This is a genomic window from Novosphingobium organovorum (assembly GCF_022832435.1).
GTDB lineage: Bacteria > Pseudomonadota > Alphaproteobacteria > Sphingomonadales > Sphingomonadaceae > Novosphingobium > Novosphingobium organovorum.
Genome location: NZ_JALHLF010000006.1, coordinates 66,517 through 80,947, shown reverse-complemented (window position 1 = coordinate 80,947; position 14,431 = coordinate 66,517). Strand labels below are relative to the sequence as shown.

15 protein-coding genes are annotated in these 14,431 nt (G+C 66.5%); 3 read left to right on the top strand and 12 right to left on the bottom strand.

The genetic code is table 11. The features are described from left to right. Positions 1–112: 112 nt before the first annotated feature. Positions 113–736 (bottom strand): ParA family protein, encoded by a 624-nt coding sequence (locus MTR62_RS03250; RefSeq protein ID WP_244016927.1) that lies wholly within the window; start codon positions 734–736, stop codon positions 113–115. Positions 737–965: 229 nt separating this feature from the next. On the opposite strand from MTR62_RS03250, the gene MTR62_RS03245 reads away from it, so the two are divergent. Together MTR62_RS03245 and MTR62_RS03240 are read left to right on the top strand one after the other, a co-directional pair. Further along, positions 966–1,565 (top strand): murein L,D-transpeptidase catalytic domain family protein, encoded by a 600-nt coding sequence (locus MTR62_RS03245; protein WP_244016888.1) that lies wholly within the window; start codon positions 966–968, stop codon positions 1,563–1,565. An 84-nt stretch (positions 1,566–1,649) separates the two neighbouring features. Next, the gene (locus tag MTR62_RS03240) at positions 1,650–2,933 is read left to right on the top strand and encodes an MgtC/SapB family protein (protein ID WP_244016886.1); all 1,284 of its coding nucleotides are present in this window, start codon (positions 1,650–1,652) and stop codon (positions 2,931–2,933) included. Positions 2,934–2,986: 53 nt separating this feature from the next. Here MTR62_RS03240 and tgt read toward each other — a convergent pair whose 3' ends face one another. From tgt to MTR62_RS03190, 10 genes are all read right to left on the bottom strand, one after another. Continuing rightward, positions 2,987–4,123: a tRNA guanosine(34) transglycosylase Tgt gene (gene tgt / locus MTR62_RS03235; RefSeq protein ID WP_244016884.1), complete on the bottom strand. Its 1,137-nt coding sequence runs from the start codon at positions 4,121–4,123 to the stop codon at positions 2,987–2,989. Between the two features lie 20 nt (positions 4,124–4,143). Beyond that, complete coding sequence (locus MTR62_RS03230) at positions 4,144–5,214, bottom strand: DUF481 domain-containing protein (RefSeq protein ID WP_244016882.1); 1,071 nt, start codon at positions 5,212–5,214, stop codon at positions 4,144–4,146. Positions 5,215–5,231: 17 nt separating this feature from the next. After that, on the bottom strand, positions 5,232–6,005 hold the full coding sequence (locus tag MTR62_RS03225; protein ID WP_244016880.1) for an ABC transporter permease: 774 nt from the start codon (positions 6,003–6,005) through the stop codon (positions 5,232–5,234). Then, entirely contained in the window at positions 6,002–6,952 is a 951-nt protein-coding gene (locus tag MTR62_RS03220) for an ABC transporter ATP-binding protein (RefSeq protein WP_244016925.1), read from the bottom strand. The genes MTR62_RS03225 and MTR62_RS03220 overlap by 4 nt, the downstream gene beginning before the upstream one ends. A 143-nt stretch (positions 6,953–7,095) precedes the next feature. Continuing rightward, positions 7,096–7,266: a PAAR domain-containing protein gene (locus tag MTR62_RS03215; protein WP_244016878.1), complete on the bottom strand. Its 171-nt coding sequence runs from the start codon at positions 7,264–7,266 to the stop codon at positions 7,096–7,098. A 114-nt stretch (positions 7,267–7,380) separates the two neighbouring features. Next, complete coding sequence (gene queA / locus MTR62_RS03210) at positions 7,381–8,415, bottom strand: tRNA preQ1(34) S-adenosylmethionine ribosyltransferase-isomerase QueA (RefSeq protein WP_244016876.1); 1,035 nt, start codon at positions 8,413–8,415, stop codon at positions 7,381–7,383. Between the two features lie 71 nt (positions 8,416–8,486). After that, positions 8,487–9,191 (bottom strand): peptidylprolyl isomerase, encoded by a 705-nt coding sequence (locus MTR62_RS03205; protein WP_244016873.1) that lies wholly within the window; start codon positions 9,189–9,191, stop codon positions 8,487–8,489. Between the two features lie 93 nt (positions 9,192–9,284). After that, entirely contained in the window at positions 9,285–9,812 is a 528-nt protein-coding gene (coaD, locus tag MTR62_RS03200; RefSeq protein ID WP_244016871.1) for a pantetheine-phosphate adenylyltransferase, read from the bottom strand. Between the two features lie 109 nt (positions 9,813–9,921). Beyond that, positions 9,922–10,830 (bottom strand): polyprenyl synthetase family protein, encoded by a 909-nt coding sequence (locus tag MTR62_RS03195; protein WP_244016869.1) that lies wholly within the window; start codon positions 10,828–10,830, stop codon positions 9,922–9,924. Positions 10,831–10,833: 3 nt separating this feature from the next. After that, on the bottom strand, positions 10,834–11,088 hold the full coding sequence (locus MTR62_RS03190; RefSeq protein WP_244016867.1) for an exodeoxyribonuclease VII small subunit: 255 nt from the start codon (positions 11,086–11,088) through the stop codon (positions 10,834–10,836). 217 nt (positions 11,089–11,305) lie between these two features. On the opposite strand from MTR62_RS03190, the gene purL reads away from it, so the two are divergent. Further along, positions 11,306–13,465, top strand: a complete 2,160-nt coding sequence (gene purL / locus MTR62_RS03185; RefSeq protein WP_244016865.1) for a phosphoribosylformylglycinamidine synthase subunit PurL — start codon at positions 11,306–11,308, stop codon at positions 13,463–13,465. 66 nt (positions 13,466–13,531) lie between these two features. Here purL and MTR62_RS03180 read toward each other — a convergent pair whose 3' ends face one another. Further along, entirely contained in the window at positions 13,532–14,323 is a 792-nt protein-coding gene (locus MTR62_RS03180) for an HD-GYP domain-containing protein (RefSeq protein WP_244016863.1), read from the bottom strand. Positions 14,324–14,431: the final 108 nt, after the last annotated feature.

The following is a 14,431-nucleotide window of genomic DNA, read 5'->3' as shown; positions in this document are numbered from 1 at the left end:
TATAAGTTAACTAGACGCAAGGATAAAAGCGCCCCCCTGAACAGCAAAACGCCGCCAATGCGCCAGCCCCTTCTCCCCGCAGACTGGTCCGAACGGAACGTCCGAACCGCGCTCAGGCGGGAAGGACGGTCTGAACCCAGGCCCACAGCGCCGCGACTTCGCCCGCCGCCTTTCCGTCAGGCTCGATTTCGGTCGCCACTTCGCCAGTGCCCGAGGAACGGTGGAAGGCCGCCCGTTCGCCGAAATGAATCGGGCAGACCTTGAGCCCGAGGCTCTGCGCCGACCTGGCCGCCTCCTCCAGCATCCGGCTCGCCCGAGCGGGAACCGCGTTGAACACCACGTAGGCGGGTTTCGAGGCATAGGCCATGAGCCCGGCGGTCGCCTCGAGCGCGTGCAGGTCAAAGGCGCGCGCCTTGGTCGGGATCAGCACCAGATCGGCGAGACGCACCGCCTCGCGCGAGGCCGTATCGCCGTGCGGGGGGGTGTCGATCACGACGACTTCGGCGCCGCCACGCCGCGCCCGCTCGACCGTGCTGAACAGGCGAACCGGTGGGCACGTGACGACTTCGGGCAGGAATTCCCCGCGCCAGTCGCCCCAGGCCGCCGCGGTCGCCTGCGGATCGGTGTCGATGATCGTCGCCTGCTTTCCGGCGTAGACGGCACTGGTAGCCAGATGAAGCGTGAGCGTGGTCTTGCCCGAGCCCCCCTTCTGACTGACGATCGCGATAGTGGGCATGCAGGCGCTCTCCAGACCGGGGCAGCAAGGCGGGCACACGATGCGAATCGCGCACCGCAGCGTGATCGAGCTGGGAATGTCGAAGGCTTCGCCGCGCATGTCCAGTCTCGCGCGCAAAGACGGCGCACAGCCTTCGGGTTCGCCCTTGCGATGCCATCGCCTCGGGCATTGCATTTCCCTGAAGGGCTTCGCATAGTGCTTAGACAAACATTCGGGTCGTTGTTTCGCCATGCAGTTCCATCGTCGCCATGTCCTTGGCGCGCTCGTTTCGGGCGTGGCCAGTCTTGCTTCGCCCAAGGTTTTTGCCGCCCCGCTCAGCCAGGCCGCGCCCGAAGGCCTGGCACAGGCCAAGGCCGCGCTCGATACCCACGCGATGCGCGTGCGCCAGCGCGACCTCATCGGCCTGGTCGATTTCGGAGCGCCTTCCGCCAGTGCCCGCTTCCAGCTCGTCGATCTTGGCAACGCGCGCGTGCTGTCCGACCTGCTGGTCGCGCATGGGCGCGGGTCCGATCCGGGCAACACCGGGATGGTGCACAGTTTTTCCAACCGGCCCGGCTCGAACGCGTCTTCCCAAGGCAGCTTCCTGGTGGGCGAGACCTATTTCGGGCAGCACGGCCACTCGCGCCGCCTGCACGGGCTCGATCCCGACAATTCGCTGGCCTACCAGCGCGCCATCGTGATCCACGGCGCTCCTTACGTCTCGCCCGACATGGCGCGCCACACCGGGCGGATCGGGCGCAGCCTGGGCTGCTTCGCAGTTTCGCTCGGCGACATCCGCCCGCTGCTGGCCCAGCTCGGACCCGGCACCCTGCTTTTCGCGCACAAGTAGATCGGCGCGCACTATCGCGCCGGGCCAGGCGTGCTATGCGCTCGGACGCCCCGGCATCGACGGGGGCGCGAGGCGGGAGAGGACGTGCAGGCACAGACGGCAAGCGATGCGGTGCAGATCGCGCTGGGCCTCCAGCTTCTGGCAGCCCTTGGCGCGGGACTGCTGATCGGTATCGAACGCGGCTGGCGCCAGCGCGCGGCCGCCGACGGTACGCGTGTCGCGGGCGTGCGGACCTTCACCCTGATCGGCGGCGCGGGCGGACTGGCCGCCGTGCTGGCGCTTCAGCTTTCGCAGGCCCTGGGCGCAGTGTTCCTGGCCGCAATGGCCGCCCTGCTGCTCGCCGTGTTCCTGCGCCCACGCGCGTGCAGCGATCCGCGCGACGCGACGAGCCTTGTCGCCGCGCTGCTCACCCTGGGGCTCGGCGCGCTCGCCGGTGGCGGCTATACCGCGCTGGCCCTCGCGCTCGCCGCGCTCGCCACGCTGCTGCTCTCGGCCCGCCAGCAGGCCCATTCGCTGCTGGCCGCGCTTACGCAGGAGGAGCTGCGCGCGCTGGTGCGTTACGCCGTGCTGGCGGTGGGCGTGCTGCCCTTCCTGCCCAACCGCGACATGGGCCCCTACCTCGCGTGGAACCCGTTCAAGTTGTGGCTGGTGGTCCTGCTCATCACCGGCTTCTCCATCGCGGGCTACATTGCGCGGCGCCTTATCGGCCCGGCCCGTGGCACGCTGGCCACGGCGGCCATCGGCGGAGCCTATTCCTCGACCGCGGTGACCACGGCCTTTTCCAGCCAGCTGCGCGAAGGCGGCAATGGCCCGCTGGCGACCGGCATCGCGCTGGCCAGCACGATCATGTACGCGCGGGTGCTGATCCTGGCGAGCCTGCTCGCTCCGGCAATCCTGCCGCGTCTTGCGCTGCTGCTCGGCCCGGCGCTGGCGAGCGCCGCGCTCGCCACGCTGCTGGTGTGGCGCCGCGAGGAGAACGGCGTGGCGCGCGCCTCGGCGCCCGAAAGCCGTCCGTTCGAGCTTGTCCCCGCGCTCGGCTTCCTGCTCGCGGTCGCGGGGGCGGCTCTGCTGGTGCGCTGGTCACAGGCCAATTTCGGCGGCGCGGGAGGCGGCCTGTCGCTGTTTCTGGCCGGAAGCGTCGACGTCGACGCGGCGATGGTCGCCTATTCGACACTGCCGAGCGGCGCGGTACCCGACGCGATCGCCGCGCTCGCGCTCGCCGGGACGGTGGCCAGCAACATGGCCTTCAAGGCAGGGATCGTATTCACCGCCGCAGGCCGGGCCGGAAACCGCGCCGGGCTGGCCCTTCTCTCCAGCCTCGGCGTGCTGCTGGCAAGCCTGGCTTTCGCGGCGTTTCGCTTGCTCTAGCTCTTTGTTTTAACGCATTTTCAGAACCGTCAGGTGACGGTTCAGAAAGCGCTCTAGCCCGAACGCGCGGCGAAGTAATCGCGTCGGAAATCGGCCGCAAAGGCCGCGAAGCGCTGCTCGGCGATGGCATCGCGCATCGCCTGCATGAGCTGCTGGTAGAACCAGATGTTGTGTTCGGTCAGCAGCATCGCCCCCAGCATTTCGCCCGCGCGGATGAGATGGTGGAGGTAGGCGCGCGAATAGGTCGTGCAGGTCGGGCACGGGCAGCGCGTATCGATCGGATCGCTATCCTCGGCATGGCGCGCGTTGCGCATGTTGAGCGGGCCGTTCCAGGTGAACGCCTGCCCGTTGCGGCCCGAACGGGTCGGCAGCACGCAGTCGAACATGTCGACCCCACGCTCGACCGCGCCGACAAGGTCGTCGGGCTTGCCCACGCCCATCAGGTAGCGCGGGCGATCGTCGGGCAGCTGGAGCGGGGCAAAGTCGAGCGTGGCGAACATCGCCTCCTGCCCTTCGCCCACCGCCAGGCCGCCAATCGCGTAACCATCGAAACCGATGTCGACCAGCGCGTCCGCGCTCGCCTTGCGCAAGCCTTCATCGAGCGCGCCCTGCTGGATCCCGAACAGCGCCGAACGCTCGGCGTGCTCCTCGCCGCTGTCGAACCCGTCGCGGCTGCGCTTGGCCCAGCGCATCGACATTTCCATCGAGCGCGCGATGACATCGCGCGGCTGGTCGATCTTGGGGCACTCGTCGAAGGCCATCACAATGTCCGAGCCGAGCAGGCGCTGGATTTCCATCGAACGTTCGGGGCTGAGCATGTGGCGCGAGCCATCGAGGTGGCTGGCGAACGTCACGCCCTCCTCGGTGATCTTGCGCAGTTCGGACAAGCTCATCACCTGATAGCCGCCGCTGTCGGTAAGGATCGGGCGGTCCCAGTTCATGAACCGGTGCAGACCGCCCAGGCGCGCCATGCGCTCGGCGCCCGGACGCAGCATGAGGTGATAGGTGTTGCCAAGGATGATGTCGGCCCCGGCGGCGCGCACGCCTTCGGGCTTCATCGCCTTGACCGTGGCGGCGGTGCCCACCGGCATGAAGGCGGGCGTGCGGATCTCGCCGCGGCGCATCTGGATGAGACCGGTGCGGGCCCGACCATCGCGGGCATGGATCGAAAACTGGAAACGGGGCTTCATGGCCAAGCCCGTTAGCGCTCCTAGAAGCCGTAGACCAGAGACAAGGCGGAAATCGTGTCGGTCTTGAGCGTGTCCGAGGCCGGATTGGTCTCGTGCTCGAACGAATAGGAGAGTTTGAGCTTGAGCTTCTTGGTCATGCTCGCCTCGAGCGCGGTGAGCGAGGTGAAGGTGCCGTTGTCCGTCCCTACGTAAGCGCTGGCGGTTTCGGTTACCTTCATCATGTCGTTGACCTTCCACGAAAAGTCAGTGGAAGTCAGCACCGACCAGGTGGTCTGGTTGGGATCGTCGACATAATCGACCTGGCGCAACGCCGGACCGATTTCGACCGACAGCGTCATGCGGTCGTTCTTGATGAGCCGCCGCCCCAGACCTCCCGAAGCCGTGTAGCGGTTGTAGTAGCCTGAAATCGGGTCCTTTTCATACTGCGCCCGGCCATAGACGAAGTAGCCTTCGTGGAGCGTGTAGCGCGGCTGGTAACCGATCAGGTACTTGTTGGTGGTGATCTCGTGATCGGTCTCCTGATAATTGGCGGTTGCGGTGATCGTGTGTTCCCACTTGATCCCCGTGCGCACCAGCTTGAGCGATCCGGTCACCCCGAAATTGTTGGTGTTGCCCGTGTTGCGGTAGCCGCCAAGATCGACCTCGCCGGTCCACAGCTGGAGGATACCCGCCGCGCGGATGCGCTTTTCCTTGGCGGCCTGCTTGTCGGCCGCTTCCTTGGCGAGGCGATCCTTCTGCTGCTTCTGCATCGCCTTGATTTCATCCTTGAACCAGGGCTGGGTCTTCATGGCGAACTTGGCGACGGCTTCCATCTCGTCCGACTTGTCCGAGGCCATGGCCTCGGCCAGCATCGCGCGCACGGTTTCGGGAAGCTTGGGCGGCTCGGCCTTGATGAAAGGCACGGGGGAAGGATAATCGGGCAGCAGAACCGCCACCGGACGCGGCGGGATCGGATCGGGCATCACGATCACCGGCCAGTCGTAGGCCGGCGGCAGAGGCTGCACCACCGGCACCGACCGGGCATGGGCCAGCGCGGGAAGAGGGGCAAGTGCGAGCGAGAGGACGAGGCTGGACCGCAGGATCGATGGCATGCCCAACGCCTACTTAATCAGGACCGCAAACGCCACCCCGTCGCAAAAATTCGCGCAATTATAACGACACAAATCGTCAAAAAGCCCAGCGCCATGGCCAGCGAGACGATGACCGGGAAATCCGCCTTGCCATAGAAACACCAGCGCAATCCGTTGACCAGGTAGACCATCGGATTGACCAGCGCGATCGAGCGCCAGGGCTCGGGCAGCACGTCGACCGAGTAGAACGTGCCGCCAAGGAAGGTCAGCGGCATCACGAACAGCGCAGGCACCATGCCCACCTGCTCGAAGCTCTTCGCCCATATCCCGAGAATGAACCCGAACAGCGAAAACGAGGAAGAAACGAGCAGGATGAAGCCCAGCACGAAGAAGGGATGCACCACCTGATAATCGACGAAGAAGCGTGCGGTCCCCATGATGATCGCGGCGAGCACCAGCGACTTGGTGGCCGCCGCGCCGACGAAGCCGGCCAGCGTCTCGCCAAAGCCGACGGGAGCCGACAGCAGCTCGTAGATCGCGCCGGTAAAGCGCGGCATGTAGATCCCGAAAGCCCCGTTCGAGGTGCTTTCGCTCAGCAGCGTGAGCATCAGCAGCCCCGGCACGATGAACGCTCCGTAATCGACCCCGTCGAGCCCCGAATTCATCCGACTGCCGACCGCAGCGCCGAACACCACGAAGTAGAGCATCGTCGACAGCAACGGCGCGACGATCGACTGCAGCGCGGTGCGCCGCGCCCGGTCCAGTTCGTGGAGGTAGATCGACCAGGCGCTGCGCGCGTTGAAATGGATCATGCCGCCTCTCCCTGTCCGGCCGGGCTGTCGAGCAGCGTCACGAAGATTTCCTCAAGGCTCGATTCGCGCATGTTGATCGCTGTGAATTCAACCCCGGCCAGCACCATCGCCTTGGCCAGCGCGGCGACCTGCGCCTTGCCCTGCCCGGCCCCGTCGCCGCCGCGATAGACCAGTTCGCGCCCATCCTCGGCCAGCTGGACCGGGAAGGCGGCAAGCGCCTCGGGCACTTCGGCGAGCGGGTATCCTAGCGTAAAATGCGCCTCGGTCCGCCCCAGGTGCGCCATGATCGTGCGGGTTTCCTCGACCACGCGGATCGTTCCGGCCTGGATGATGCCCACCCGGTCGGCCATTTCCTCGGCCTCCTCGATGTAGTGGGTGGTCAGGATGATGGTCGTCCCGCGATCGCGCAGCGCGGCGATCTGGCGCCACATGTCGCGGCGCAGCTCAACGTCGACCCCCGCGGTCGGCTCGTCGAGGAACAGCAGTTCGGGGTCGTGGGCAAGCGCCTTGGCGATCAGCACCCGGCGCTTCATGCCACCCGACAGCGCGCGCAGCGATTCGTGGCGCTTGTCCCACAGGCTGAGCGCGCGCAGCACATCCTCCACCTTGGCCGCATCGGGCGCGAGCCCGAACAGGCCGCGCGAATAGTTGACCGTCGCCAGCACCGTCTCGAACATGTCGGTGCTCAGTTCCTGCGGGACGAGGCCGATGCGCCGGCGCAAGGTGCGCCAGTGGCGCCCCATGTCCTCGCCAAAGGCGCGGATCGTCCCCGAACCGGGGCGAACCAGCCCGCAGACGGCTCCGATCAGCGTGGTCTTGCCCGCCCCGTTTGGCCCGAGCAGGGCGAAGATCTCCCCCTTGCGGATGGCCAGGTCGACCCCGGCGAGCGCGGTGAAGCCGCCCGCGTAGGTTTTCGTCAGGCCCTCGATTTCCAGAATGTTCTGCATGGCCACCAAGATGGGCAAGCCGCCTTGCGGTGCCAAGACGCATTTGCATTATCATCGTGAAAAGCGTCGCGCGGCGCTCCGCCCCCCGATTTTCGCAAGAGCGCTTCAACCACCGATGAGGACGGCAGGAAAGCCCCCCACGATCACGCCGCCATGCGCGGTGTTGTCCCCCATGCGGGCAGCGAGCCCACCAGCACCGTCGCCGAACCCTTGACGATGACATCGGGGGGGACGACGCAGGTCGCCATGTCGGTCACCCGCGCCTGCGGCAGCTTGCCGGTCGGCACGGTGACCATCGCGGGCGGCATAGGCATCCTCTCCGCATTTTCGGCCCCATCACGACCGACAGGCCCGATCAGCCTAAGCGACAAGATACTCCGAAGACAAACACCCTAATTCAGGCGAACCGTTACTTTTAATACGCCCCGTCAGCGCGCGGGCAAAAGCAGGCTGGAATCGCCGTAAGAATAGAACCGATACCCGTTCGCGATGGCGTGGGCATAGACCGCCTGCATCTTCTCCAGTCCCATGAGCGCGGACACCAGCATAAACAGCGTCGACTTGGGGAGGTGGAAGTTGGTCATGAGCCCATCGATCGCCTTGAAACGGTAGCCCGGCGTGATGAAGATCGCCGTATCGCCTTCGAACGGGCGAATGACGCCGTCCTCGCCGGTCGCGCTTTCAAGCAGGCGCAGGCTCGTCGTGCCCACCGCGATCAACCGCCCTCCCCGCGCGCGCACCGCGTTGAGGCGATCGGCCGTCTCGGCATCGATGCGGCCCCATTCGGAATGCATCTGGTGGTCGGTGGTGTCATCCGCCTTGACCGGCAGGAAAGTACCCGCGCCGACATGAAGCGTCAGCGTTTCGCGCCCGATCCCGGCGGCCGCCAGCCGATCAACCAGTTCGGGCGTGAAGTGGAGCGCCGCGGTCGGCGCCGCAACGGCGCCCTTCTCGCGCGCGAACATCGTCTGGTAGTCGCTCTGGTCGGCCTCGTCGGTGTCGCGCTTGCCCGCGATGTAGGGCGGCAGCGGCATACGTCCGGCGCGTTCGAGCAGGACCTCGACCGGCTCGTCGCCCTGGAAGGCGAGCGTCCAGCTGCCATCGGCCCAGCGTTCTTCGGCAATCGCTTCGACATCGGCGGAAAAGGCGATGCGGTCGCCCGCCTTGAGCCGCTTCGCGTTGCGCACGAACGCCTGCCAGCGCCTGAGGTCGAGCCGTTTGTGCAGCGTGGCGCCAATGCGCGCCTCGCCGCGACGGCCTTCGAGCTGCGCGGGGATCACGCGGGTGTCGTTGAACACCAGAACATCGCCGGGCGTAAGCACCTCGGGCAGATCGCGCACATGATGATCGGCCAGCGGGGCTGCGCCATCAGCAACGAGAAAGCGCGCCGCGTCGCGCGGGCGGGCCGGGCGCAGCGCGATGTTTTCGGTCGGAAGGTCGAAATCGAACAGGTCTACTCGCATGGTGGCCTGCCGCTAGCCCCTGTTGGCGCCAACGGCAAGCGCAGCCTTGCGCGCGGACCTCAACGCACGGATCAGTGCGAGCCGGGCGCGCGCGCCGGAGCCGGATTGCCATTGCCCAGCTGGTCGAGCGTCACCGGTGCATCGGTGCTCGGCGCGGGCATCGCGGGAGCGGGCTTGTTCTGCGAATAGAGCGAGGCCTGGAGGATCTTGGTCGGGTCCTTGGGCGGTTCGCCGCGGTGGATTTCGTCGACGAAATTCATCCCGGCGATCACGCGGCCGAACACGGTGTAGTTGTGGTCGAGCGAAAAGCGCGGATAGAAATCGATGAAGAACTGGCTGTTGGCGCTGTTCGGATCGTTGGTGCGCGCCATCGCCACGGTGCCGCGCACGTTGGGAATGTCGTTGAATTCGGCCTCGAGGTCGGGGAGCTTCGAGCCGCCCTGCCCGGTTCCCGTCGGATCGCCGGTCTGCGCCATGAAGTCATCGATCACGCGGTGGAAGATCACCCCGTCGTAGAACCCCTGGCGGGTCAGTGTCTGGATGCGCTCGACATGCTTGGGTGCCCACTGCGGCATGAGCCGGATAAGCACGCGGCCACCGTTGCTGAGATCGAGCACCAGCACGTCGTCAGGGTCATGCGTGGGGTCCATGTCGACCTTGGTCGGCAGCTTGGTCGGCGCTTCGGCCACGTCGGTCATCTTGGGCTTGGCCATCACGGGACCGGCAGAAACGACAGCGCCCAGCATCAGCGCAGCAACGGAAAGGCGAAATTTCATGGGTTACTCACAAGCTCGAAACCGGTCCAACGCATGGGGCGATAGAGCCCGCGCGCTGTCGGCACAATGAATGATTTGCAAAAACGCGGCGCCTCAATAGTCGCCCAGGCGCCCGCGCTGGGCGATCCGCTCGATCACGTCGGCGCAGACCGCAGGACTGACGAACTTGCTGATATCGCCGCCGAACAGCGCAATTTCCTTGACCAGCTTGGAGGCGATCGGCTGGAGGCTGACATCGGCCATGAGGAACACCGTCTCGATCTCGGGATCGAGCTGCTGGTTCATCCCCGCCATCTGGTATTCGTATTCGAAATCGGCCACCGCGCGCAGCCCCCGCAGGATCACGCTGGCGCCCTGGTGGCGCGCGAACTTCATCAGCAGCGCGTTGAACCCGACCACCGTGACGTTGGCCAGCCCTAGCGCAGCGACTTCGCGCTCAACCATCGCCATGCGTTCCTCGGGCGTGAACATCGGGTCCTTGGACGGATTGGTCGTCACCCCGATGATCAGCCGGTCGACCAGCTTCGCGCCGCGCCGGATGATGTCGGCATGCCCCAGCGTGATCGGATCGAACGTACCGGGATAGACCCCGATGCGCTGCGCCCCCATAGTGTCGGTCATTGAGCTTCCTCCATGCGGCCCATCGGCCGCCGCTCGCGATTGCGCCCGATTGCGCGGGAGTGACAATTGCACGGGAGTGGCAATTGCACAGGAGTGACACGGGCGTGCCCTAGCGATCCCGTTCGACGATGAAGCGCGCCAGGCTGCGCAGGAGATCCGCCTCGCCGCCATGCTGCGCGAGATGGCCGATCGCCTGCTCCACCAGCATCCGCGCCTGTTCGCGGGCCCGCTCGGCGCCCATCAGCGAAACGAACGTTGCCTTGCCCGCCTCGGCATCCTTGCCCACGGCCTTGCCGGCGACGTGCGCATCGCCTTCGTGGTCGATGAGATCGTCGGCGATCTGGAAGGCAAGGCCGATGTCGCGCGCGTAGCTGCGCAAGTGCGCACGCCCCTCGGGCGCGACACGGCCGAGCACGGCGCCCAGCTCCACCGCCGCGCCGAGCAGCGCGCCGGTCTTGAGCTGCTGCAGGCGGGTTACCGTATGCAGGTCGAATTCGGTGCTTTCGGCGACGAGGTCCATCATCTGACCACCCGCCATGCCTTGCGCCCCGCTTGCCAGCGCGAGCGTGCGGACAAGTTCGATCCTCGTGAAGGGATCGGCGCTCGTCGCGGGATCGGACAGGATCTCGAAGGCGAAGTCGTGCAGCGAATCGCCGGCCAGCACAGCCGTCGCCTCGTCGAAGGCCAGATGCACGGTCGGCTTGCCATGGCGCAGCGCGTCATCGTCCATGCACGGCAGATCGTCGTGGATGAGCGAATAGACGTGGATCGATTCGAGCGCGATCCCCGCGCGGATCGCGGCCTCGCGCTGGACGCCGTACATTTCCGCAACGGCGGCAACGAGCAGCGGCCGCAGCCGCTTGCCCCCGCCCATCGCGGCGTAGCGCATCGCCTCGAACAGCCGCGCGCGTGCGTCGTCGGGCACCGGCAGCAGTGCGTCGAAGGCGTTGTCGACCTCAAAGGCGATCTGGGCGAGCGCTTCGCCCAGCTGCGAATCAGGCGCGATCGCCTGGCTCACGGCTCAGCGCTCCTGCGCGTCGAAGGGCTGCACCCCTGCGGGTACGCCATCGGGACCGGTGACGATCTTCTCGATCCGGGCCTGCGCCGCATCGAGCCGCTTCTGGCAATGCGCGCGCAGCTTTTCGCCCTTTTCATAGAGCGTGATCGAATCCTCCAGCGCCACTTCGCCGCTTTCGAGCTGGCGCACGATCGTTTCCAGTTCACGCAGGGCCTGTTCGAAGCTGAGCGTGTCGAGTTCGGGTGTCTGGGCATCCATGCCCCAGCAATGACGCCCCCGGCAACACCGGTCAAGGTGCCTGACGCGCCTTTTCATCGCCCCCGCCAAAGGCCTGGCAGCGCCCTGGTTCATGCCCCCGGGCGCGCTCCGGCCCGGCGCGCGCCTTGCGCCCTCCCCCCAGGCAGCGCCACCGAACCGGTCAACAAGCTGACAAAGGAGACTAGCAAGCGCGCGAGGAGATGGCTAAGGGCCTCGCATGAGCGAAATCACCCCTGACGTCGTCGAGGCGCATGGCCTCAATCCCGAGGAATACCAGCGCGTCCTGAATGCGCTTGGCCGCGAGCCCAACCTCGTGGAACTGGGCATCTTCTCGGTCATGTGGTCCGAGCACTGCTCCTACAAGTCGAGCCGCTTCCACCTCAAGAAGCTGCCGACCGAGGCGCCCTGGGTCATCTGCGGCCCCGGCGAGAACGCGGGCGTGATCGACATCGGCGATGGCCAGGCCGCGATCTTCAAGATGGAAAGCCACAACCACCCCTCGTACATCGAGCCCTACCAGGGCGCGGCGACGGGCGTGGGCGGCATCCTGCGCGACGTCTTCACGATGGGCGCACGCCCCGTCGCGAACATGAACGCGCTGCGCTTCGGTCGCCCCGAGCACCCCAAGATGAAGCACCTCGTCCAGGGCGTGGTCGCGGGCATCGGCGGCTACGGTAACTGCGTGGGCGTGCCCACCGTGGGTGGCGAGACCAACTTCCACCAGGCCTACGACGGCAACATCCTCGTCAACGCGATGACCGTGGGCGTCGCCCAGACCGACAAGATCTTCTACTGCGCCGCGACCGGCCTTGGTAACCCCATCGTCTACGTCGGCTCGAAGACCGGACGGGACGGCATCCACGGCGCAACCATGGCCTCGGCCGACTTCGACGAGAAGTCGGAGGAAAAACGCCCGACCGTGCAGGTCGGCGATCCCTTCACCGAAAAGCTGCTGATCGAGGCCTGCCTCGAACTCATGGCGACCGACGCGATCGTCGCGATCCAGGACATGGGCGCGGCCGGCCTCACCTCCTCCTCGGTCGAGATGGCCAGCAAGGGCGGCGCGGGCATCCGGCTCGACATGAACAAGGTGCCGTGCCGCGAAGAGGCTATGACCCCTTACGAGATGATGCTCTCCGAATCGCAGGAGCGCATGCTGATGGTCCTCAAGCCGGGCAAGGAAGCCATGGCCGAGGCCATCTTCACCAAGTGGGAACTGGACTTCGCGGTGATCGGCGAAGTCACCGACACCGGGCACATGGTGCTCGAATTCAATGGCGAAGTGGTCTGCGACATTCCGCTCGGCCCGCTTGCCGACGATGCGCCCGAATACGAACGCCCCTATGTCAGCCCCGAGGAATACAAGGCCTGGGCCAGGGTGCCCGCGATGGGCGACGTGCCCGCGCAGACTGACCTCGGCGCCGACCTGCTTACCCTCATCGGCTCGCCCGATCTCGCCTCGCGCGCGTGGATCTGGCAGCAGTACGACAGCCAGGTTGGCGCGGACACGATGCAGAAATCGGGCGGCGACGCGGCCGTGGTGCGCGTCCACGGCACGAAGAAGGCGCTCGCGATCAGCACCGACTGTTCGCCGCGCTACTGCTACGCGGATCCCTATGAGGGCGGCAAGCAGGCGGTCGCGGAAACCTACCGCAACATCTGCGCTGTCGGCGGGCGGCCGCTGGCGATCACCAACTGCCTCAACTTCGCCAACCCGCAGCGCCCCGAGATCATGGCCCAGATCGTGGGCTGCCTTGGCGGCATGGGCGATGCCTGCCGGGCGCTCGATTACCCGATCGTCTCGGGCAACGTGTCGCTCTACAACGAATCGAAGGCCACCGGCGGCGGTTCGGCGATCCTGCCCACCCCCGCGATCGGCGGCGTGGGCATTCTTGCCGACCATGACGCCATGGCCACCATCGCCTTCAAGAACGAAGGCGAGGCGATCTGGCTCATCGGAGGCGAAGGCACCCACCTTGGCCAGTCGCTCTGGCTCAAGACCATTGCGGGCCGTGAAGCAGGCGATGCGCCCAAGGTCGACCTCGAGGCCGAAGCCGCCAACGGCGCCCTGGTGCGCGAACTGATCACCGCAGGTCGCGTCAGCGCCGTGCACGACGTAAGCGATGGCGGTCTCATCGTCGCGCTTGCCGAAATGGCGCTGGCTGGCAACCTTGGCTGCTCGCTCGACGCCCCACTGACCACCGCGCAGGCGTTCGGCGAAGACCAGTCGCGCTATGTCGTAACCGCCGCGCCGGGAACCGAAATCCCCGATGCGGTGCAGATCGGCACGGTTGGCGGATCGAGCGTCGCGGGCGTCGAAATCGCCAGCTTGCGCGCCGCGAACGACGCCTTCTTCAAGGACTGGATGGAAAGCTGATTGCAGCGCCCCGGCCCTGAAACCTCTCGACGCCCCCGACCCGCAAGGGTTCGGGGGCGTCTTGCGTCAGGCCAGCGCGCCGATGCCCTGCTCCACGTTGCGATCCACGCAGCACAGGCTCTGCGCGAAAGTCTCCAGCAGGACCTGATCGTACGCGGGCGAAGCGCGCAATTCGCCCAGTGCGCGCGCCGGGCTCCACGGCGCCTTGTACGTCCGGTTCGAAATCAGCGCATCGTACACATCGCACAAGGCTGCCATGCGCGCCTCGATGCGGATGGCGCCCCCGGTGAGCCCAAGCGGATAGCCACTGCCATCGATCCGCTCGTGATGCTGCGCACAGACGTCGACAATCAGTGGCGCCGTGATCCCGCAACGACGCAGCAGCGTGACCCCGTCCTCGGTATGCCCGCGCATGCGCGCCAGTTCGTGCGCATCAAGCAGGCCGGGCTTGTCGAGGATGGCATCGGGGACCAGAAGCTTGCCGATATCGTGAAACAGCCCGGCAATCCCCAACGCGCGGACCTCTTCTTCGGGCAGCTCCATGGTCCGCGCCAGGTTCATCATCAGCACCGCCACCGCGATCGCGTGCGAGCGGACACCGTCGCGCCCCGCATTGTCGTGCAGCGCGTGCAGCAGGTCGCAGCGGCTTTCATCGAGCCAGCGCTCCAGCGCGGCAACGAGCACGAGGCTCTGCGCATAGCCGGTCGACGCGCCCGCCAGCACCCCGGTCGAGATGCGCCGTACCTGCGCGCGCAAGGAAAGACGGATGCGCCCCGCCGACTGCGCGCTCCACGGCTCGTAGAGCGGGCCGCCGTCGGCAAGCGACGGCGCCTCGCGGGCCGGAGGAAATTCAGGCATGACAGGCGCGGGCTTTCATCACGAGGAACAACGCGCGACAAAAGCACACGCGCCTTGCCGGAGCGTTAACATTACTCCGACAAGGCCTCGTTCATCTCAAACAACCGA

Bases quoted from the DNA above. Each gene is read 5' to 3' on its own strand.
- MTR62_RS03180 (WP_244016863.1), bottom strand. From the start codon at position 14,323: ATGCCTGAATTTCCTCCGGCCCGCGAGGCGCCGTCGCTTGCCGACGGC.
- MTR62_RS03215 (WP_244016878.1), bottom strand. From the start codon at position 7,266: ATGCCTATGCCGCCCGCGATGGTCACCGTGCCGACCGGCAAGCTGCCG.
- purL (WP_244016865.1), top strand. From the start codon at position 11,306: ATGAGCGAAATCACCCCTGACGTCGTCGAGGCGCATGGCCTCAATCCC.
- MTR62_RS03205 (WP_244016873.1), bottom strand. From the start codon at position 9,191: ATGAAATTTCGCCTTTCCGTTGCTGCGCTGATGCTGGGCGCTGTCGTT.
- MTR62_RS03225 (WP_244016880.1), bottom strand. From the start codon at position 6,005: ATGATCCATTTCAACGCGCGCAGCGCCTGGTCGATCTACCTCCACGAA.
- tgt (WP_244016884.1), bottom strand. From the start codon at position 4,123: ATGAAGCCCCGTTTCCAGTTTTCGATCCATGCCCGCGATGGTCGGGCC.
- MTR62_RS03220 (WP_244016925.1), bottom strand. From the start codon at position 6,952: ATGCAGAACATTCTGGAAATCGAGGGCCTGACGAAAACCTACGCGGGC.
- MTR62_RS03230 (WP_244016882.1), bottom strand. From the start codon at position 5,214: ATGCCATCGATCCTGCGGTCCAGCCTCGTCCTCTCGCTCGCACTTGCC.
- MTR62_RS03190 (WP_244016867.1), bottom strand. From the start codon at position 11,088: ATGGATGCCCAGACACCCGAACTCGACACGCTCAGCTTCGAACAGGCC.
- coaD (WP_244016871.1), bottom strand. From the start codon at position 9,812: ATGACCGACACTATGGGGGCGCAGCGCATCGGGGTCTATCCCGGTACG.
- MTR62_RS03245 (WP_244016888.1), top strand. From the start codon at position 966: ATGCAGTTCCATCGTCGCCATGTCCTTGGCGCGCTCGTTTCGGGCGTG.
- MTR62_RS03250 (WP_244016927.1), bottom strand. From the start codon at position 736: ATGCCCACTATCGCGATCGTCAGTCAGAAGGGGGGCTCGGGCAAGACC.
- queA (WP_244016876.1), bottom strand. From the start codon at position 8,415: ATGCGAGTAGACCTGTTCGATTTCGACCTTCCGACCGAAAACATCGCG.